This is a genomic window from Parabacteroides sp. Marseille-P3160 (assembly GCF_900162725.1).
GTDB lineage: Bacteria > Bacteroidota > Bacteroidia > Bacteroidales > Tannerellaceae > Marseille-P3160.
This window is the reverse complement of the sequence record NZ_LT799418.1, coordinates 3,655,227-3,675,967: the sequence shown is the minus strand read 5'-3', so window position 1 is coordinate 3,675,967 and position 20,741 is coordinate 3,655,227. Positions and strand designations below refer to the sequence as shown.

At 43.9% G+C, this 20,741-nt stretch carries 15 protein-coding genes; 11 read left to right on the top strand and 4 right to left on the bottom strand.

The genetic code is table 11. The features are described from left to right. Positions 1–73 precede the first annotated feature (73 nt). The 8 genes from BQ8014_RS14830 to BQ8014_RS14795 all read left to right on the top strand — a co-directional run bounded on the left by BQ8014_RS14830 (position 74) and on the right by BQ8014_RS14795 (position 12,477). Positions 74–1,048, top strand: a complete 975-nt coding sequence (locus tag BQ8014_RS14830; protein WP_080905028.1) for a FecR family protein — start codon at positions 74–76, stop codon at positions 1,046–1,048. 215 nt (positions 1,049–1,263) lie between these two features. Next, positions 1,264–4,524 carry a SusC/RagA family TonB-linked outer membrane protein gene (locus BQ8014_RS14825; protein ID WP_160150098.1) on the top strand — a complete coding sequence of 1,087 codons (3,261 nt, stop codon included), beginning with the start codon at positions 1,264–1,266 and terminating at the stop codon, positions 4,522–4,524. Positions 4,525–4,537: 13 nt separating this feature from the next. Next, complete coding sequence (locus BQ8014_RS14820; protein WP_160150097.1) at positions 4,538–6,205, top strand: RagB/SusD family nutrient uptake outer membrane protein; 1,668 nt, start codon at positions 4,538–4,540, stop codon at positions 6,203–6,205. An 89-nt stretch (positions 6,206–6,294) separates the two neighbouring features. Continuing rightward, complete coding sequence (locus BQ8014_RS14815) at positions 6,295–8,079, top strand: FAD-dependent oxidoreductase (protein ID WP_080905025.1); 1,785 nt, start codon at positions 6,295–6,297, stop codon at positions 8,077–8,079. A gap of 402 nt (positions 8,080–8,481) precedes the next feature. After that, positions 8,482–9,978 carry a Do family serine endopeptidase gene (locus BQ8014_RS14810; protein ID WP_080905024.1) on the top strand — a complete coding sequence of 499 codons (1,497 nt, stop codon included), beginning with the start codon at positions 8,482–8,484 and terminating at the stop codon, positions 9,976–9,978. A gap of 125 nt (positions 9,979–10,103) precedes the next feature. After that, entirely contained in the window at positions 10,104–10,964 is an 861-nt protein-coding gene (locus tag BQ8014_RS14805) for a sigma-70 family RNA polymerase sigma factor (RefSeq protein WP_080905023.1), read from the top strand. Between the two features lie 124 nt (positions 10,965–11,088). Beyond that, positions 11,089–11,517 (top strand): copper resistance protein NlpE, encoded by a 429-nt coding sequence (locus BQ8014_RS14800; RefSeq protein WP_080905022.1) that lies wholly within the window; start codon positions 11,089–11,091, stop codon positions 11,515–11,517. 54 nt (positions 11,518–11,571) lie between these two features. Beyond that, positions 11,572–12,477 (top strand): DMT family transporter, encoded by a 906-nt coding sequence (locus BQ8014_RS14795; protein ID WP_200814469.1) that lies wholly within the window; start codon positions 11,572–11,574, stop codon positions 12,475–12,477. 5 nt (positions 12,478–12,482) lie between these two features. Here BQ8014_RS14795 and BQ8014_RS14790 read toward each other — a convergent pair whose 3' ends face one another. From BQ8014_RS14790 to dnaG, 3 genes are read right to left on the bottom strand one after another with little or no spacing between them, the layout of a single operon-like run. Then, complete coding sequence (locus BQ8014_RS14790) at positions 12,483–13,796, bottom strand: ABC transporter permease (RefSeq protein WP_080905020.1); 1,314 nt, start codon at positions 13,794–13,796, stop codon at positions 12,483–12,485. Between the two features lie 5 nt (positions 13,797–13,801). Beyond that, positions 13,802–14,716, bottom strand: coding sequence for an ABC transporter ATP-binding protein (locus tag BQ8014_RS14785; protein WP_080905019.1), 915 nt, complete (start codon positions 14,714–14,716; stop codon positions 13,802–13,804). Positions 14,717–14,729: 13 nt separating this feature from the next. Continuing rightward, positions 14,730–16,781, bottom strand: a complete 2,052-nt coding sequence (gene dnaG, locus BQ8014_RS14780; RefSeq protein ID WP_080905018.1) for a DNA primase — start codon at positions 16,779–16,781, stop codon at positions 14,730–14,732. A gap of 125 nt (positions 16,782–16,906) precedes the next feature. Between dnaG and BQ8014_RS14775 the strand changes: the two genes are divergently transcribed. From BQ8014_RS14775 to BQ8014_RS14765, 3 genes are all read left to right on the top strand, one after another. Next, positions 16,907–17,413 (top strand): TlpA family protein disulfide reductase, encoded by a 507-nt coding sequence (locus BQ8014_RS14775; RefSeq protein ID WP_139785136.1) that lies wholly within the window; start codon positions 16,907–16,909, stop codon positions 17,411–17,413. Between the two features lie 100 nt (positions 17,414–17,513). After that, positions 17,514–18,146: a bifunctional nuclease family protein gene (locus tag BQ8014_RS14770; protein ID WP_080905016.1), complete on the top strand. Its 633-nt coding sequence runs from the start codon at positions 17,514–17,516 to the stop codon at positions 18,144–18,146. 33 nt (positions 18,147–18,179) lie between these two features. Further along, a complete protein-coding gene (locus tag BQ8014_RS14765) occupies positions 18,180–18,878 on the top strand; it encodes a 16S rRNA (uracil(1498)-N(3))-methyltransferase (protein WP_080905015.1) in 699 nt (232 codons plus the stop codon). A gap of 265 nt (positions 18,879–19,143) precedes the next feature. Here the strand turns inward: BQ8014_RS14765 and guaA are convergent, their stop codons facing one another. Next, complete coding sequence (gene guaA / locus BQ8014_RS14760) at positions 19,144–20,664, bottom strand: glutamine-hydrolyzing GMP synthase (protein WP_080905014.1); 1,521 nt, start codon at positions 20,662–20,664, stop codon at positions 19,144–19,146. Positions 20,665–20,741 lie beyond the last annotated feature (77 nt).

Here is a 20,741-nt window from a genome sequence, read left to right as displayed (position 1 = left end):
TTTTCTACTTATTAAATGATTTTTATTAACGGATTTTTTTCGTTTAGGTGTCTTATATATAAGACAAAATATTATGAACGAACAAATAGAAAAATATTTCCAGGGTGAACTCTCTATTAATGAGCGATTCGAATTACTTAAAAAGATAGAATCAGATAAAAATTTACAAGCTGAATTCACCAGGTACCAAAATGCGCATGCCCTGCTTTCTTTATCCGATACTGTTATAAATGAAGAAGACAGCAAACGGGGTTATGGTTTTTTTATGCGCCGGATAAAGACGCAAAATTTACGCCGGATTGTACGGCAGACTATCGGATATGCTGCAGCTATTGCCTTTATTATTATTTCAGTACATCTATATCATATATATAACTACTCACTTATAAGGACCGCTTCGTCGGATGTATCGCTTTATGTACCGGCAGGCCAACGCGTAAGTATGACTTTGCAGGACGGAACGGTTGTCTGGTTAAATGCACAAACCAAATTAACTTACCCTACGGCATTTACCGGTGACGAAAGACGGGTAGAAGTTGAAGGGGAAGCCTATTTTGAAGTTGCAAAAGATGCGGAAAAACCTTTTATTGTTTCTTCTAAAGGGATAAATATGAAGGTGCTGGGAACAACATTCAATGTGTATAGTTATCCGGAAGAGAAAGTTAGCCGTATTAGTCTTATTGAAGGAAGTCTGCAAGTTTATTTTTCCGGGATGGAATCCAAAGGAATCATTTTAAGACCGAATGAGCAAGTAGCCGTTAATGAGAAAAATATATCTGTTGAAACTATTCCACATGCAGATTACTTTTTATGGAAAGAGGGTATATACAGCTTTTATAATGAGCCGTTAAGTAATATCCTTAAGAGGTTGGAATTATATTATGATATTGGTATTGAGGTAAAAGACCCTTCCATACTTGAATGGGAATACACCGGAAAATTCAGACAACGGGATGGCATTGACGAGATACTTCGTTTGATGCAACGAATCCACGCTTTCAGGGCGATAAAGGATGAAGAGAACAACAAAATAACACTGAGCAAATAACCTTTATATGTCTAATTTAAAATCTGATAGCCTATGAAATAAACTTATTAAAAAAGCGCCACGGCAGATGTTGGAGCCATCTGTCGTGGCAAATCAAGCAAACACCGAGATATTAACTTTAGTATTTACTTAATACAGACAAAGATATGAAAATTAATCCTTTGTTACCGTTCTTTATTATTAAAAAGTCACGAATTAAAGACTATTTTAGAATTATGAGAATATCACTTTTTTTACTTTTCGTATGTGTTTTCCAATTAATCGCCACAAATACGGATGCACAGAATATACGGATAAAAATCGAAACGAATAACCTAACTATCAGCCAACTTATTTCTGCTATAGAAAAACAAACTGATTATTTGGTTTTGTTTAGAAACCGGGATGTAGATGTAGAACGGATTATTCAGGTGAAAAATAAGACGGACGAAGTCGGATCTTACCTTGACGCTGCCTTTAATAATACCGATATAGGTTATGAATTTCAAAATAACTATATTTTGTTATCCAGGAAAAGCGACACAAATGCCACTTTGCAACAAGCTGGAAAAAGAATCACCGGTATAGTAACCGACCCTTATGGAGAGCCGGTTATAGGGGCAAATATTGTAGAAAAAGGAACCACTAATGGTGTTATAACCGATATAAACGGTAACTTCAATTTATCGGTTACGGAGAATGCTGTTATACAAGTTTCTTATATCGGATACATCTCACAGGAGATCAATATAAGGAACCAGACAAAATTTACAATCACTTTGCAGGAAGACTCTCAAAACCTGGAAGAGGTAGTTATAGTTGGTTATGGCATTCAAAAGAAAGAAAATCTGACAGGTTCTATCTCTGCTATTACAGGGAAAGAACTGGTGAAACGACCGGTCGGACAAACCTCGATGGCTCTACAGGGAATAGCGCCCGGAGTAACTATCACGCAAAGATCCGGACAACCGGGTAATGACGGAGGGCAAATACAGATCAGAGGTGTGGGTACCTTGAATAACTCTGACCCATTGATACTGGTCGACGGAGTAGCTATGGATCTAAACAGTGTGGATCCGAATACTATAGAATCTGTCTCTGTTTTAAAGGATGCGGCTTCTTCTTCAATTTACGGTTCCCGTGCGGCAAACGGCGTGATATTGGTGACAACAAAAAGGGCAAAGGGAAAAGAATTCTCCATCTCGTATAACGGATATGCCGGCTGGCAGACTCCTACGGACTTGCCCGACAAAGTAGGTGCTATTGATCATATGATCATGCTGAACGAGGCATATACCAATGTAGGAAGAACCCCTTTGTATTCACAAGAGTATATCCAGGAATACAGGGATAAAGGCCCCACAGACCCGGATCATTATCCAAATGTGGATTGGCAAAAAGCTGTTTATGAAAATTATGCCTTTCAGCAAAATCATTTCTTTACTCTGAACGGAGGCTCGGATAAAATGCGCTTATTAGCAGCTATCGGTTATTATGAGCAACAAGGCCTTATTCCCAATACCAATTATGACAGGATCACTACGCGTCTGAACTCTGACATGCAATTCACAGATCGTCTTTCCGCTAAATTGGATATGTATGTAAAGTATGACAATCATAAAACTCCCGGCAGGGGAGTTAATGATGTGGTTTACTGGATAAACCGTACGCCTTCTATCTATCCGGATGTACTATCCAATGGGAAATATGCAGTTGGCTGGGATGGCGATAACGTCTTGGCTTTTGCTAAAGATGGAGGCTTCGTAAAAACAAAAAGTCCTTCTGTTACAATGAGTGCGTCACTAAATTATAAGTTGACCGATTATCTGCAGGCTAATGTTAGTTACAGTCCTACGTATAACAATAATTTTTCATCGACATTTAATAAAAGTGTAGAAACTTTTTATCCGGATGGGACGCTGGCTTATACGAAACCGGGAAAAACGGCTCTTTATGAACATCGGGCATGGGAATTGTCACACGACTTTAAAGCATTGCTTAATTTCGACAGGACATTTGCTACAAAACATAATATTAAATTATTAGCCGGATTCCAATGGGAAAGTGGATTGGAAGATTATATAGATGCATCCAGGGATACATATATATTTCCACAATATCCGAAATTGGACGCGGGAGGAAGTGATAACCAGAGGGCTTCGGGTTCAGGATCCGAGTATGCATTAGCTTCTGTTTTCGGACGAGTCAATTATGATTATATGGGCAAATATTTATTTGAAGCCAATGTGCGTTACGATGGCTCTTCCCGGTTCGACAGGGGTCATAAATGGGGTGTCTTTCCCTCTTTTTCCAGTGGATGGAGGATATCGGAAGAAAGTTTTTGGCAACCTTTAAAAGGTATAGTCAATAATGCTAAGTTCCGGGTTTCCTGGGGGCAACTGGGTAATCAAAATATAGGAAACTATGCATTTGCATCCGTCGTTGCATACAGTTCTTATATTATAGGCGGACAACCTGTTACAAGCGGAGCCATCAATGATATGGCGAATGCCGCCATATCTTGGGAAAAGACAGAAATGCTGGATTTCGGATTAGACTTACAATTCTTTTCCAAATTATCGGCTTCATTTGATTACTACGATAAAAAAACTACAGATATTCTTTGGAAATTGAATGTCCCGTTGACCCAGGGTCTTAATCCTACTTATCAGAATGCCGCGAAAGTTTCCAACAAAGGATGGGATTTGGAGTTAAGATGGAATGACCGTATAAACGATTTCACGTATGGGGCAACTTTTATGCTTTCGGATGTGAAGAATGAAGTGAAAGATTTGAGGGGCATTAGCATGACCGGACTTACTGTTAACAGGGAAGGTTATCCGGTTAATTCTATTTACGGGTTGGAAGCTATCGGCTTTATTAAAGAAGATGATTATAATGCTGACGGAAGCTATAAATATGCGACTCAATTCGGCGCATTCGCTCCCGGTGATATTAAATACAAGGATCAGAATAAGGATGGTATTATCAATGATAAAGACGAAGTAATTATTGGAAATACAGTTCCGCGTTACACCTATAGTTTAAATCTGGATGCCGGTTGGAAAGGCTTTGATTTCAGTATGTTCTGGCAGGGAGTTGGTAAAGTGGACGGTTTCCTGAATAAACAAGCCACAATGCCTTTCTATTGGGGAGCCTCAGCCTTGGAAATGCATAAAGATCGTTGGACTCCTGAAAATCAGAATGCACGATTCCCTCGTTTTGCATTTAATGAGACGAATAATGAGCAGAATTCAAGCTTTTGGGTAGCAAACGCAGCTTATTTGAGGTTGAAAAATGTGACTTTGGGTTATACCCTTCCGAAAACAATAACAAGCAAGGTTAATTTATCTAATGTACGATGCTATGTAAGTGGACAAAACCTGCTTTCCATAGATGACTTTTGGGATGGATTCGATGTAGAAGCAGGGGTGGGAGACGGTGCTTATTATCCCCAGGTAAAGGTGTTTACGGTTGGATTAGATGTTAAATTCTAAATATATGTATATTATGAAAAATTCTTTATATTCAATATTGATCATGGCAGGAATGTTATTGTTTTCTTGTGATGATTCATTAGAGATGTTCCCTTTGGATAAACCTTCTTCTTCAACTTATCCAAGCAATGAAAACGAACTGCAAATGGCAATATGGGGATGTTACGGAGCTTTATGGTTAGGTACAAATTACAGTATGGCAATGCCGGCTTTGTTAGACATTACTACTGATATTGCCTGGGAGAGGGCTGAGGTCTCTATGCAATCTATCGGAAACGGTTCTCATGATGTGAATAATGCATGGGTGGTAGAATTGTGGAAGAATCATTACATAGCGATAGGCCGTTGTAATTACTTGTTAGATAATATTGAACGTGCAAAAGAGAACACGAACCCAACTGTTTACGAAAGGATTAAAAGTGAAGCCAGATTGTTAAGGGCCTATCATTATCTGATGCTTACGGAAGTGTGGGGAGATGTCCCATTGCTGACAAAAACGCTTTCATTAAGTGAATCGCAGATACCTAAAACTCCCAAAAAAGAGATTGTTGATTATTTGATTAAGGAGTTTGATGAGGCTGCTTCTGCTTTGCCTGTTAGTATAAGTAGCAGTGAATGGGGGCGTGTGAGCAAAGGAGTTGCTTTAGGGTTAAAGGCACGGGCTGCTCTGTATAATAAAATGTATGATGTGGCAGCTAATGCTGCAAAAGAAGTTATCGATATGGGAGAATACCGAATTGATGATAGTTTTGAAGATTTATTTAAATCGGCTACGCAAGCCAACAGCAAGGAAATGATGTTCTTTATCAATTATAAGGAAGGATATCGTACGCCGGGTGTTGTGAATGGATGTACATCCCGTATGGGGGGCGGGTATAGCAGTAAAATACCTGTGCAGGCAACGGTAGATTCATATGACTGTATCGATGGTTTACCCATTGATAAATCAGCTTTATATAATCCTCAAAAACCATTTGAGAATCGTGATCCCCGTATGGGATATACGATTGTGGTTCCGGGTTCCGAATATATGGGCTTTCAATTCGAAACACATAAAGATAGTGTGGAATGCTGGAATTACAAAACGACCCCTGCTACACGGGTAGCCAATCAGGATGCTTTGAATCCGTATGCTTCATTCTCGGGATATGTATGGCGTAAATATGATGAGATATCTACGCCGAATGAACTGTATAGCAGTGAGACCTCATTTATTATTCTTCGATATGCGGATATTTTGCTTATGTATGCAGAAGCCAAAACAGAGTTAGGAGAGATTGATAATTCAGTCTATGAAGCTATTAATCAGGTGCGTCAGAGGAAGAGTGTAAATATGCCGCCCGTTTCTAATAAGACACAATCCGAATTACGTTCTGTTATCCGAAAAGAACGGAAATGTGAATTTGCCTGGGAAGGATTGCGTTGGTCGGATATCAGAAGATGGAGCATAGCGGAAAAAGTTATGGCAGGTTCCTTGTATGGCCGTCCTCCGAGAGGATATGCAAATGCAGCACCTCAAATAGATGAAAACGGTACACCGAACTATAGTATGGTTCCCAATAAAAATGAAATGCGTGTTATCGAGTTGCGCGCATTTAATAAGGATAGAGACTATGTATTACCTATTCCGCGAATCGAAACGGAAACAAATCCGGCATTGATTCAGAATCCTAATTATTAATTATAGAAATTACATGAAGGGGTGTCAAAAAACCATAGGGGAATTCCCTTACGGCCCTTTTGACACACCTTCAACAAATAAATTGCTCAATGATAAAAAAAATATTATTTGTCGTATTGTTATATTATTGTTTGGTCTCAAACTCGGTTCTTTGCGCACAAGTCTGGGTAGAAGCAGAACAGTTTGACGACAAAGGAGGTTGGATAATAGATCCGCAATTTATGGATCAGATGGGTTCCCCTTATTTATTAGCTCACGGATTAGGTGAGCCGGTAGATCCTGCGACAACGACTGTTTTGTTCAAAGATAAAGGAGCACACTATGTATGGATCCGTACGAAAGACTGGGCCCCCTTTCCAGTTGGGCCCGGTTCGTTTCAACTCACCGTAAATAATGAAGAGTTGCCGGTTGTTTTCGGACAAGATGGAAATTCATTATGGCACTGGCAATATGGAGGAAAAATAGATATTAAGAGTGAAAGGGTGGTGCTTACGCTTAAGGACCTTTCCGGTTTTGAAGGCCGCGTGGATGCCCTATATTTTTCCAAAAGGGAAGATGATGCCCCCCCAAACGGAATAAAAGAATTAACCGCTTTTAGGCGAAAAATGCTTCAAATGCCTGCCCGGCCTTTACCTGCCGGCGATTATGACTTGGTGGTGGCAGGAGGAGGTGTGGCCGGGATATGTGCTTCTATTCAGGCTGCCCGTTTAGGGTTAAAAGTAGCACTGATCCAAAATCGTCCCATATTGGGTGGTAATAATAGTTCGGAAATACGAATACCTATGTCAGGGGATATATATCGTAATCTGTACCCTAAGTTGGGAAGAATAGTAAGGGAGCTGAATACCGGGATTGTACATGAGATAGGTTCGGTTGAACAATATGGTGATAAAAGGAAACAGTCAATTGTAAACAATGAAAAAAATATATCCTTATTCTTGTCAATGCATGTATATGGTGTGGAGAAGCAAGATAATAAGATAACAGCCATATTGGCTAGAGAAATAGAAAGCGGAAAGGAATACCGGTTTAATGCCCCACTTTTTGCAGACTGTACAGGGGATGCTTCATTAGGTGTTGCCGCCGGAGCCAGTCATAGAACAGGAAGAGAAAGTTTCACAGAAACCAGGGAGCCGAAAGCACCGGAAATTGCTGATAGTTTAACATTGGGAACTACTAATCATTGGTATGCTACCTTTGAAAAAGAAGTTTCTGATTTCCCTTTGTGTCCATGGGCTGTAACTTTTACAGATAAATATTATCTGTCAAATACTTCAAGCGCATGGTTTTGGGAATCTGGTTTTTATAAAGATAAAGTGGAAGATGCGGAAAAAGTACGGGATTATAATTTCAGAGTTGTTTATGGACATTGGTCTTACCTGAAAAACAAGAAAAAGGAAGAATATGCTAATTGGAAATTGAAATGGATGGCCTTTATTGCCGGAAAAAGGGAATCACGAAGATTAGAAGGAGATATCATGCTCTCAGAGTTGGATATAAATAACCGTATCGAATATCCCGATGCATGTGTAACTACCACATGGGGCATAGACTTACATTATCCTGATCCTGAAAACAGTAAATACTATCCTGGAGCAGAATTTTTAGGGATAGCTGACCATGATCGTAATTTTGAACCATATCATATCCCTTATCGTTGCTTTTACTCAAAAGATATCGATAACCTGTTTATGGCCGGACGTAACATCAGTGCTACCCACATAGCATCAGGAACAGTTAGAGTAATGAAAACGACTGGTATGATGGGCGAAGTAGTAGGTATGGCCGCTTATTTATGCAAGAAACATCAATGCACTCCCCGGGAAGTTTATACTCATTATTTATCGGAATTAATAGCATTATTAAAAGAATAAGAGTCCTTGATTTTATGTTACCATACGACAAAGGCATAATACTTATGATACTGGTTGGTTCTGAATATTTTGACCTTTCCTGAAAAGGTCACATTTGCAAAAATTGATTCCAATCATTTTGAATTTCTCTTTTTTCGGCTCCCGTTAGCGTTTTTTGGACAGATACTAAAAACAACCGGACACCCAATCGGTTATATAAAAAAGTAAACTGACGAATTGACAGTAGATTATGTTAAAATAACTACTTTGTAATGCATGGTACCGTTAATCGCCGTTAAGTGAGTCTCTGCGTTGTTAAAAGTGTTAAAAAGAGAGTGGTGCGGAGAATAATTGCCCGGATTTTGTTATTAATTTGCCGACATCTAAGTGTTAAAATAGAATGTTTAATTAAATAATGAAAATATGAAAAAGACTTGGAGGAATGTACTATCGGTGGCTTTGGTCGCTGTCATTAGTTCGGTGGCTGCGGTCGGTACCACAGCGTATGTATTAAATAACAGAGGGGCTCAATCGGCTTTGCTGGAGGAGGAAGGGGGCTTTAAGCAACCGGTCCGCCTGGCCAACTATAATACGGTTGCAGCGGAGAATACAGATTTTACGTATGCGGCCGAACAGGCGATTCATGCAGTAGTCCATATTAAGTCCGTATCGGAAGCAAAAGGGAGTGCAGGCTACATCGACCCGCTTGAATTTTTCTTCGGTTACAGGGGATATCCATCACAGCCTCAACCGCGTGTAGGCATTGGTTCGGGAGTGATTATCTCGACGGATGGTTATATTATCACCAATAATCATGTGATCGAGGGGGCTGATGAATTGGAAGTGACATTGAATGATAACCGGAAATTCAAGGCGAAAGTGATCGGAACGGATCCCAATACGGATATTGCTTTAATAAAGATTGAAGCCAAAGATTTAAAAACTATTCCGTTCGGTGATTCGGAAAAGATCCGCGTCGGTGAATGGGTGTTGGCAGTCGGTAATCCGTTTAATTTTACATCTACGGTAACCGCCGGGATTGTAAGTGCTAAGGGGCGTTCCATTATGTCCGGAAGTTCGGAGCAGGCTGTTTCCAAAATTGAATCGTTTATCCAGACCGACGCAGCCGTGAATCCGGGCAATAGCGGAGGCGCTCTTGTAAATACGAAAGGAGAATTAATCGGAATCAATACGATGATTTATTCCGAGACGGGAAATTATGCCGGATATTCATTTGCCGTTCCGATCAGCATCGCCGGAAAAGTAGTCGGTGACTTGAAGCAATACGGTTCTGTACAGCGGGCAATGCTGGGCGTCCAGATTCAGGATGCAGGAATAGCCAGTCAGAAGGATCAGAAGATAAAGGCTTTGGAAGGCGCTTATGTCGCAGAATTTTCTCCGCGTAGTTCGGCAAAAGAAGCCGGAATACAGATTGGTGATGTCATTGTGGCAGTTAACGATATCAATGTAAGATCTACGAGTGCTCTTCAGGAACAAATAAATAAATATCGTCCGGGCGATAAAGTACGGATCAAAGTAGATCGTTATGGTGATATAAAGACTTTTACGGTAGAATTGCGGAATGCCCAGGGAGGAACGGAAGTCGTGAAAGGCGGCGATAGTTCCGAAGTTTTGGGCGTGGCATTGAATAAATTGAGCGATAAGCAGAAACAGGAGTATGGTACCAGTTACGGAGTGGAAGTGACCGGCGTAACGAGTGGTAAATTCCAGGATGCCGGAATCAAGAAAGGATTTATTATTATGATTGTAAATAACCAGAAGATCGTTTCTCCGGATGACCTGTTCCGTATTGTAGACGGCATATTAAAAGGTGCAAATCCTGAGCAAGGCTTGTTTATCAAAGGCTTCTACCCGAACGGAAGGACGCGGTATTATGCAATTGACCTGGCCGCTCAATGAACATTATAGGCAAATAGATTGTTAAAGGTTTGTAATTGGTCGGGTAGTCGGGTTGCTCGACCAATTTTTTCAATTTAAAATATTATCTTTGCAGCCCGTATGTTTTTTCAATTAGTATATATTGGATGAGACAATTAAAAATTACAAAGTCCATTACCAATCGCGAAAGCGCTTCACTCGATAAATACCTTCAGGAAATAGGCCGGGAGGATCTTATCACGGTGGAAGAGGAAGTAGAATTGGCACAGGCTATCAAAAAAGGGGATCGTAAAGCGTTGGAGAAATTAACTCGGGCGAATTTGCGTTTTGTCGTTTCTGTTGCAAAACAATATCAGAACCAGGGCCTGAGTTTGCCCGACCTCATCAATGAGGGAAATTTAGGTTTGATAAAAGCGGCGGAGAAATTCGACGAAACAAGAGGCTTCAAGTTTATCTCATACGCTGTATGGTGGATTCGTCAGTCCATTCTGCAAGCTTTGGCAGAGCAATCACGTATCGTAAGGCTTCCATTGAACCAGGTCGGTTCGTTAAACAAAATCAGTAAAGCCTTTTCCAAATTCGAACAGGAAAACGAACGTAAGCCCTCTCCCGAAGAATTGGCGGAAGAACTGGATATTCCGGTGGATAAGATTTCGGATACCTTGAAGGTATCGGGAAGACATATCTCCGTGGATGCTCCGTTCGTGGAAGGAGAAGACAATAGCCTTTTGGATGTGCTGGTCAATGACGATGCCCCTATCGCCGACGGAGTGCTGATGAACGAATCATTGGCAAAGGAAATTGACAGGGCGCTTGCTACGTTGACTGACAGGGAGCGTGATATTATTAAAATGTTCTTCGGAATCGGATGCCAGGAAATGACACTGGAAGAGATTGGCGATAAGTTCGGGCTCACAAGGGAGCGCGTTCGCCAGATCAAGGAGAAAGCCATTCGGAGACTTCGGCAAGGTACACGCAGCAAGCTCTTGAAAACGTATTTAGGTTAACTCTCAAGGAGCATTGAGGATGCAACCCGAAAGAGAAGAAACAAGTTCCCTTATCCGCAAGGATAAGGGATTTTGTTTTTCAAGACATCGTAAAGCTAAATAGAAAAACAAAAATGAGAAAAATATGAGAAAGAAGTATTGGATAATTATGCCTGCTTCTGCCCTCCTGATCTTGTCAGGTTGTGGATATAAATCGGAGAAGCCGACGGATGAAGTAGAGCAAACGGAAGTATCGGACGTGCATAATGCCAGGAATTCATTGGATTATCTGGGTATTTACAAGGGAATACTTACCTTTGGAAACGATTCCGGCTATAGTGTGACAATTGAATTGAAAGAAAAGACATACGCGAAGATGGTTGTCGATCCGGAAGGAAATATCTTGCGTACCTTGGGTAGTTATAGTTGGAATAAAGAAGGAAATACGGTTACCCTACAAGGAAACAATGGGCAAAACCAGTTCTTTGTCGGTGAGAATACGCTTTTTCTTTTGGATAAGGACGGAAAGAAACCTTCCCCTGACCAACCCGGTTGTGTCTTGCGAAAGGAATAAAAACACAGACAATCGCTGATGCAGAGAAATACAAATTTGCTTATTTATCACTTGATGGCATTCGGGACCGCTGGGATATGGGGTGTTACTTTTATCTCTACGAAGGTGTTGTTGGGTTACGGGCTGTTTCCTGCCGAGATTTTCTTTTATCGTTTTTTACTTGCTTATCTCTGTTTCTGCTTCTTTGCTCCCCGCCGCCTCTTTGCGAAAACTGTGAAAGATGAGTTCCTTATGTTGGCCGCCGGAGTGACCGGTGGCTCTCTTTATTTTCTATCCGAAAATACAGCTCTGCAGTTGACCCTGACATCGAATGTCGCTTTGATCCTTACAACGGCTCCTATCCTGACGGCTTTGGTCGCACGCTTGTTCAACAAGAATCTGAGATTGAAAGCCTCCCTGATCGGAGGCTCTATCGTAGCCTTATTGGGGGTCGCTTTCGTCGTTTTCAATGGTCGTTTTATCCTGAACCTGAATCCGAAGGGCGACTTACTAACCTTTTCGGCCGCATTGCTTTGGGCGTTCTACAGCTTGATAATCCTCCGTTTGAATGCGCGGTATAACATGACGTTTATTACGAGAAAGATCTTCTTTTATGGAGTTTTGACAATCTTGCCCGTTTTCCTGTTCAGGCCCATACATACGGAGATGGAAACGATTCTTCAACCGGTGGTTTTAGGTAATTTGCTGTTCCTTAGTCTGGTCGCTTCTATGGCTTGCTATTTCTTCTGGAATATGGCCTTAAAGGAACTGGGCGCAATCCAAGCGACCAACTATTTGTATCTGGTTCCATTGGTAACTCTCTTCGCTTCCGCTTATTTTCTTGATGAACCGGTGACCTTATTTGCCCTTCTGGGTTCCCTCTTTATCCTGAGCGGAGTATATTTTGCAGATCATGGCCTTCGTTTAAAAGGACTTTCCTTTTTTCACAGCCGCAACCAGGGAAAAGAAAAAAATCAATAGTTCCTTTATTTATACTTCAGCCATTTCAACATCTCCTTGAAATTCGGTTTCTTTCCATACATCAATATACCTACGCGATAGATTTTACCCGAAAAACGGACGAATCCGATAGAGGTGGCGTAAAGCAAGGTTACCGACAAGAGTATCTGCCATAGAGGAATATCATAAGGAAGGCGCATCATCATTACAATCGGGGATGTGAACGGGATTAGTGAACACCAGAATGCCAAAGGGCCGTCCGGGTTTTCCATGCTGTAAATGCCGGCATAAAGGGCAAAGACGAGCAGGATACTGATAGGGGCCATGAATTGCTGCGTGTCTTCTTCGCTGTCAACGGCCGAACCGATGGCTGCAAAAATGGAAGCATACAGCAGATAACCGCCGATGAAAAAGATAATGAAGAATAGAAGTATCTCCTTGAAATTGAATGATTCCAAAGCGGAAAAGAGTTGCTTTGCACTGTCTATTTCCACTGTTGCGGAAGTTCCCATATTTGCCTGCATATTCTGGCTTTCCTGGAGGGCCGCCTGAAGTCCTCCTCCCAAAAGAAATTGTCCGGCGAAGAACAGGACAGCGGTCAGGATTCCCCAAAGAAAAAGTTGGGTAAGCCCTACGAGGCCGATCCCGATCACTTTTCCCATCATCAGATCGAATGGCTTGATCGAAGAAACCATTACTTCCACAATTCGGTTAGTCTTCTCTTCCATCACGCCGTTCATCACCATTGCGCCGTACATCATGATGAACATGAATATCAACATGGTGAAGATAAATCCAATAGCATAAGCGATCTGGACGGAGGAAATCGTTTCGCTTCCGTCTTTACTCCATTTGATGGTCTGGATATTGAAGTCCACCCGGCTCTCCCGGATGATCTCCGCCAGGTTGGGAATGTTGAAAGTAGCCATCTTTTCCACTTCGAGTTGTTTGCCAAGCACCTTGTTTACCAGGTCGCTCAGTTCCGAGGGTATTTGTTTTTCGGAATAGATGGCAGCGGCCTTTGGATTCTTCAATAAATCATCCGTAATGTTGAGAATGGCGAATAGTTCCTTGTTTTTACTATTCCGGTATTCCTCTAGCGACTTGTCGCTGTGGATGAAATGATACTGTTCCGTGTTTTCGAAGAGCTGGGCGTATTTACCGGTTGTATCGGAGATAACAACTTGCTTGACTTCGTCTCCTTTGAGGGTCGCCAGCCAGAGAGGAACGAAAATCAGCGCCACCATTAGGATGGGAGTCAGGAAAGTGAGTAAGATAAATGATTTCTTGCTGACACGGCGCAAGTATTCGCGTTTAATAACTAGTCCTATTTTGCTCATGGGGGTTATGCGTTGTTTGTTTGGGAAACCGTATGGATAAAAATATCGTTCATCGAAGGCAACTCTTCGGTAAAAGACAAAATCTCATTATTTTGCATCAGGGCAGCGAGCAACTCGTTGTTGGTAATGTCGTGCGTTTTATGGATGAGTACTTCGACATGTTGGCCAACGGCCTTTTCCTCGACAATTTCAACCAATCCCGGTGCCGGGACAAAGGATGTGCCGGCAATGGAAAGGGAAAAGGTGTTGCTCTTAAAGCTGTTCCGTATCTCGTTGACATCGCCGGAGAGTACCACCCGCGAACGGTTGATAAGTGCAATCTCGTCACATATCTCCTCGACCGATGCCATATTATGCGTGGAGAAGATGACGGTATGTCCCTTATCCTTTAATTCCAGAATCTCACGCTTCAGCAGGTCGGCATTGACGGGATCGAAGCCGCTGAACGGCTCGTCGAAGATAAGCAAAGCCGGCTCATGAATGACGGTAATGACAAATTGTACTTTTTGCTGCATTCCTTTGGATAGCTCTTCCAGCTTCTTGTTCCACCAGGGCATGATGTCGAATTTGTCGAACCAGCGGGTCAACCTCGTCTTGGCTTCCTGATAGCCGAGTCCTTTGAGCTGGGCAAGATAAATAGCCTGTTCACCTACCTTCATTTTCTTATACAGGCCGCGTTCTTCCGGCAGGTAGCCGATCCGGTAAATATCATCGGGTTGCGACAGGCGTCCATTGAAGAAAACCTGCCCGCTGTCGGGCGCCGTGATCCGGTTAATAATACGGATCAGGGTGGTCTTTCCGGCTCCGTTGGGACCTAAAAGGCCGAACACCTTTGCTTCGGGAACGCTGATGCTGACGTCATTCAATGCGAGGTGGCTGGCGTATTGCTTGACCACGTTTTCTGCTTTTAGGAATATCATGTATCTCTCTTTATTATCGTTTTAAAATGATTCGCTCGCCCAGTTCTTTGCTGAGAATGCTTTTTATTTTATCAAAATGCTGTTGTTGCTTCATTAATTCAAATGCCCGGACCAAGTCGTTGGCCTCGCTTGCTTCCTTGATCTGCTGGCTCACTTCCTGCCGCTGGTACATGATATAGGAAAACTTCAGTGCGTAGATATCGGCCACTACCATATGTTCGAGTTTATCCTCTTCTTGTTCCAGCTCTTGATAGCGGGTATGGTACTTACTCAAATGATATTTTTCGCCGAGCATATTGGCGGCAATCCGGCTGATTTGCGGATCCGTATGCGCCAGGAAATAGCGAGAGGCAACGAATCCCTCCTTTTTACCATGCTCCACGGCCTCGTCCAGCATTTGCCTGTAGACTGGGTTGAATATCTCGATGTCGTCGCGTTGCAGGTCGAACCGGATATATTCGGCTACCCTCATGCGTACCGGTTGTCCGCTTTCCTCGTCTACGTAATCGAAGAGAATCCTTTCCCCATAGCGGACCACATAGCGTAGCAAGGTGTCTTCGTAAGGCTTGAACTTTAGGGGTAGGCTGCTTGCCACCGGAACGACTGTTTCGGGCGACAGGCTTGCAGCCGCCGCCTCTCCACCGGGTGATGATGGTTGGGCGGTTGCTTCCTCTTCCGTTGGAGCGGCAAACTCATCTGCAGGAGATCCTTGCGGCGGTCGGGCGTCATTCCTTTTTTTCTCCGTCCATTGCTCTTCTTTTTCTTTCAGTCGTATTTTATTGACTTCGTTGAGGAGAACTTCTTCCCGTATTTCCAGCAAGGCGCTGCATTCGCGAATGTAAACCGTGCGTGCGATGTCATCCGGTATAATGGCTACCGAGCGGACAATGTCGCTGATGAGCGTCGCTCGTTTGATAGGGTCATTGCCCGCCTCGTTCAACAACAGTTTGGTCTTGAAGCGGATAAAGTCCGTTTCATTCTTGCTGATAAAGTCCAGGTATTGGCTGGAACTATGCGTACGGGCGAAGGAGTCGGGATCTTCGCCATCCGGCAGCAGCACCACTTTAATATTCATTCCTTCCTTCAGCAAGAGATCGATTCCGCGAAGGGCCGCCTTGATCCCGGCGGCATCCCCGTCGTAAAGGACGGTGATATTGTTCGTGAACCGGTGAATTAGCCGGATCTGCCCATGCGTCAGCGCCGTGCCGGAAGAGGCGACGACGTTTTCGATGCCTGCCTGGTGCATGGATATGACATCCGTATATCCTTCTACCAGAAAGCATTTGTCGGATTTGACGATGGATTGCTTGGCAAAAAAGATGCCATAAAGCTCGTTACTTTTATGGTAAAGCTCGCTTTCGGGAGAATTGACATATTTTGCTGTCTTATCATCTTTTTTCAGGACGCGCCCTCCGAAAGCGATTACTTTTCCGCTGAGCGTGTGTACCGGAAAAATGACCCGTCCCCGGAAACGGTCGCTGACTTTTCCATTTTCGTGCGCGATGACCAGTCCGGTCTTCTCCAGGTATTCCTGCTTGTAGCCGTTTTTGACGGCTGTCTGATAGAGATCATCCCATTTGTCGAGGCTGTACCCCAGTTGGAATTTGCGGATCGTGTCGTCACGGAATCCCCGCTCGGCAAAGTAACGGAGCCCCACGATCCTCCCCTCTTCGCTCTCGTGGAGAAGGGAGGTGAAGTATTCTTGCGCCCAAGTGTTAACGATAAGCATGCTCTCTCGGTCGTTGCGTACCTGTTTCTGCTCTTCCGTCAATTCGTGTTCCTGTATCTCGATGTTATATTTCTTTGCCAGGTAACGCAGGGCATCGTAATAACTCATTTGCTCGTGCTTCATGATGAAGTGAACCGCCGTACCTCCTTCCCCGCAGGCGAAGCATTTGCAAATATTCTTGGCCGGAGAGACGTAGAAGGAAGGGGACTTATCTTCATGAAAAGGACAAAGCCCTACATAGTTCACCCCGCGTCGCTTCAGGGTCACAAATTCGGATACCACATCGACAATGTTTGCGGTGTCCAATATCCGATCTATCGTAGGTTGATCAATCATTTTTTATTATCATTTCCAAAACAAATGTAATGATAATTTTCGATTCCTAAGGGTAGACTTCGTTTCGCTTTCCGTATGCCATACAATGAAAAAAAATTATCTTTGCTCCCATGAAAGCTATGCAAATGATTTTTAAGAATTTCAGACAGGTTTGGTTATTGCTGCTTATTTTGATAACACTGGATTGCATTTCCCTTTCCGCCCGGACGGAAAAGGAAGCGCCATTGCCTGATTTTACTTATCTTCTTGCCTCCGGGAAAGAGGGGACGCTTTGGGGTATATCGGCTGATTATACTCTTATTTACCTGAATAATACGGATTGTGATATCTGCCGTCATCTCTCTGATTCCCTGGCTGCTTCGCCGGTCATAAGCCGGATGGTCGGATTGAAGACACTTACCGTCCTGGGGCTCTATCCGGATTCGGATACGGCTGCCTGGAAAGCCCGGCCGACCCATTTGCTACCGGCATGGATCAACGCCTGCGATGTGAACCTTTCGGTGGTCATGGATGATCGTTACGACGTGAAGCATATCCCTTCCCTTTATTTACTGGACCGGCAAAAAAAGTTCCTGTTGAAAGACGTCTCCGTCAGGGAACTCGAACGATTTTTGCAGGGAAAACAAAAATAAGCGGATCGAAGAGAAATTGTTTTTCTTTCCATAAAGAACGGCTAATAGTCTCCGGAAAAACAGTATATTTGTTTATCAGATAAAAAGGAAAAATAGAATAGTGGATACAAGGATCAAGTTAAGAGTTCAAGGATTAACCAATAGTCAGATACAGTCGGGGGCTTACGCTTTAATCTTGGCGGAAGAAGACGGAGTCCGGCGCATACCGGTGATTGTCGGAACCGCCGAGGCCCAATCGATTGCCATTGCGCTGGAAGGCATTAAGCCTCCCCGCCCATTGACGCATGATTTGTTCGTTTCGTTTGTACACGCTTACGAAGTACGCCTGCTGGAGGTCTTTATCTATCGTTTCGAGGAAGGCATCTTTTATTCCGAACTCTTGTTTACGAACGGCGAACGGGAAGTCCGGATCGATTCCCGTACCTCGGACGCCATCGCTATCGCTCTGCGTATGAAATGTGCGATTTACGCGACAGAAGAAATCATGATCCATTGCGGCATTGTCATAGAGGTGGAAGAATCTTCTGCAAGCAGCGATAAGGAGGAGGAAGTCGCCGTTAAGGAATTGGCGAAGGAAGATTTAAACGATACGGAAAAGGTGATGCGATGGTTGGCGCGCCTTTCGGATGAAGAGCTGAAAGAACGCCTGAAGCGATCTATCTCCGATGAAATATACGAATTTGCCAAAATCTACCGGGATGAACTATCCCGTAGAGGAAAAAAAGAGAATTAATAACGTTTGTCCAACCCTCTGAATTTTCCGGTTATGCAATTATTTTATGTCCCCGATATTGTGTCGAATCCGGTTCTTCCTGAAGAAGAATCCCAACACTGCGTGCGTGTCTTACGCCTCGGTGAGAATGCCGAAATTTGGGCGACGGACGGGAAGGGTTCCTTTTATAAGGCGGTTCTGGTCGCACCTCATCCGAAACATTGTGCGTTGGCGGTTATCGAACGTCTGGAACAGCCGCCTCTCTGGCCTTTTCACCTGCAGGTGGCTGTGGCTCCGACGAAGAATATGGACCGGGTGGAATGGTTTGCTGAAAAAGCGACGGAGATTGGTATCGACGCGATTACTTTCCTGAACTGCCGCTACTCTGAACGGAAAGAGGTAAAGCTGTCGCGCATAGAGAAGATATTGATCAGCGCCATGAAGCAATCTCGGAAAGCCGTCCTGCCCCGCCTGGAGGGGATGATCGGTTTCCGGGATTTCGTAGAACGCCCCTTCAACGGACGGAAACTGATTGCTCACTGTGGGGAAGGGGAGAAGCCGTTAATTAAGGAAATATACCGGCCGGGTGAGGATGTCCTCGTCCTGATTGGACCGGAGGGGGATTTCAGTCCCCAAGAAGTCGCTTTTGCCATTGAAAAAGGTTTCCAGCCCATATCCCTGGGCAATAGCCGTCTCCGGACAGAAACGGCCGCCCTTGTTGTTTGTCATACCATCCATGTGTTGAATCAATAGAAAACAGCCGTTGTCGCCACTCAGTTTTTGCAAAATTACCACTCAATTATATTTTTGACCGAGTCAAAAATATATTCCGGTGAATCCCCAATAAAAAATTGTCAAGCAGGAATAAAAATATCCGGTAAGACACGCTATTGTCGAGGTGTATGGCAATGAATCTCCTCTATTTAGGGTGTGTGTGAAAAAAGCCCATAGGGAATTCCCTATGGGCTTTTGACTAATATGTAATGTATAGGCGACACCGAACGGAGGCCATTGGATTTTATTCCCATTCGATAGTGGCCGGCGGCTTGGAACTGATGTCATAGACGACGCGGTTAACACCCCTGACTTTGTTGATGATCTCGTTGGATACTTTTGCCAAGAAGTCATAAGGTAATTGCGCCCAGTCGGCTGTCATGGCGTCAGCGGAGGTTACTGCACGTAAGGCGACTGTATTTTCATAGGTCCGTTCGTCTCCCATCACTCCGACGGAGCGCACCGGCAGCAAGATAGTTGCCGCTTGCCAGACCTGGTCGTAGAGCCCCCATTCGCGCAACAGGGAGATGTAGATGTCGTCCGCGTCTTGTAGGACGCGTACCTTCTCCGGCGTAATATCTCCCAGGATACGGATTCCCAGGCCGGGGCCGGGGAAAGGATGACGTTTGATCAGATGTTCTTTCATTCCTAATTCCAGGCCCACCCGGCGCACTTCGTCCTTGAAGAGAGGACGGAGCGGTTCCACCAGTTTCAGGTTCATTTCCTTCGGTAGGCCGCCCACGTTGTGGTGGGATTTGATGGTCGTTCCGGTGATGGAGAGGGACTCGATGATGTCGGGATAGATAGTCCCTTGTCCCAACCATTTGATATCTTTTAGTTTACGCGCCTCTTCATCGAAGACTTCAATGAATCCGCGGCCGATGATTTTTCGTTTCTGTTCGGGGTCGCTGACTCCGGCGAGGGCGGAATAGAATTTCTCTTTCGCGTCAACGCCGATCACATTCAGCCCCAGATGGGTATAATCTCTCAAAACGTTTTCGAACTCATTCTTGCGGAGCAGTCCGTTGTCAACAAATACACAGGTCAGGTTTTTGCCGATCGCACGGTTCAGTAGCATGGCGGTGACGGAAGAATCGACTCCACCGGATAAGGCGAGGATCACTTTGTCGTCGCCTAATTTCTCCTTCAGGGCAGTGACCGTGCTTTCAATAAAGGACGTCGAAGTCCAATCATGGCTGCATTTGCAAATCGTCAGGAAGTTTGTCAACAGGCGGTTCCCGTCGATCGTGTGGAATACTTCCGGATGGAACTGTACGCCCCAGGTAGGTTCGTCTTTGACTCTATAGGCCGCCACTTTCACATCTTCCGTACTGGAGATGATTTCGTAGTTTTCCGGCAATGCCGTGATTGTATCTCCATGGGACATCCAGACTTGCGATCCGGTCAGGATCGTGTCGAACAGCGGTTCGCCTTCTTTGATAAAACTCAAATGCGCCCGCCCATATTCGCGCGAATCGCCCTTTTCTACTTTTCCGTTGCGGCTATAGGCCAGGTATTGGGCGCCATAGCAGATCCCGAGGATCGGATACTTCCCGCGGATTTTGTCCAGATCGGGTTTGAATGCATTGGTATCGTTGACTGAGAATGGGCTACCGGAAAGGATTACTCCCTTGATGTTTTCTTCACCGTAGGGAAACTTGTCGTAAGGGACGATTTCACAATAGGTACTTAACTCTCTGATTCTTCGTCCAATCAGTTGCGTCGTTTGTGAACCGAAATCGAGGATAATAATTTTCTCGTGCATGAATTGACTTAAATAAAATGAATTGAGTGGGACAAAGGTATAAATAATCTCATGATAAACATTACCTTTGCGAGCAG

What these genes read in the sequence shown, in the direction of transcription:
- BQ8014_RS14830 (WP_080905028.1), top strand. Translation starts at nt 74, where the DNA reads ATGAACGAACAAATAGAAAAATATTTCCAGGGTGAACTCTCTATTAAT.
- BQ8014_RS14825 (WP_160150098.1), top strand. Translation starts at nt 1,264, where the DNA reads ATGAGAATATCACTTTTTTTACTTTTCGTATGTGTTTTCCAATTAATC.
- BQ8014_RS14820 (WP_160150097.1), top strand. Translation starts at nt 4,538, where the DNA reads ATGAAAAATTCTTTATATTCAATATTGATCATGGCAGGAATGTTATTG.
- BQ8014_RS14815 (WP_080905025.1), top strand. Translation starts at nt 6,295, where the DNA reads ATGATAAAAAAAATATTATTTGTCGTATTGTTATATTATTGTTTGGTC.
- BQ8014_RS14810 (WP_080905024.1), top strand. Translation starts at nt 8,482, where the DNA reads ATGAAAAAGACTTGGAGGAATGTACTATCGGTGGCTTTGGTCGCTGTC.
- BQ8014_RS14805 (WP_080905023.1), top strand. Translation starts at nt 10,104, where the DNA reads ATGAGACAATTAAAAATTACAAAGTCCATTACCAATCGCGAAAGCGCT.
- BQ8014_RS14800 (WP_080905022.1), top strand. Translation starts at nt 11,089, where the DNA reads ATGAGAAAGAAGTATTGGATAATTATGCCTGCTTCTGCCCTCCTGATC.
- BQ8014_RS14795 (WP_200814469.1), top strand. Translation starts at nt 11,572, where the DNA reads ATGGCATTCGGGACCGCTGGGATATGGGGTGTTACTTTTATCTCTACG.
- BQ8014_RS14790 (WP_080905020.1), bottom strand. Translation starts at nt 13,796, where the DNA reads ATGAGCAAAATAGGACTAGTTATTAAACGCGAATACTTGCGCCGTGTC.
- BQ8014_RS14785 (WP_080905019.1), bottom strand. Translation starts at nt 14,716, where the DNA reads ATGATATTCCTAAAAGCAGAAAACGTGGTCAAGCAATACGCCAGCCAC.
- dnaG (WP_080905018.1), bottom strand. Translation starts at nt 16,781, where the DNA reads ATGATTGATCAACCTACGATAGATCGGATATTGGACACCGCAAACATT.
- BQ8014_RS14775 (WP_139785136.1), top strand. Translation starts at nt 16,907, where the DNA reads ATGATTTTTAAGAATTTCAGACAGGTTTGGTTATTGCTGCTTATTTTG.
- BQ8014_RS14765 (WP_080905015.1), top strand. Translation starts at nt 18,180, where the DNA reads ATGCAATTATTTTATGTCCCCGATATTGTGTCGAATCCGGTTCTTCCT.
- guaA (WP_080905014.1), bottom strand. Translation starts at nt 20,664, where the DNA reads ATGCACGAGAAAATTATTATCCTCGATTTCGGTTCACAAACGACGCAA.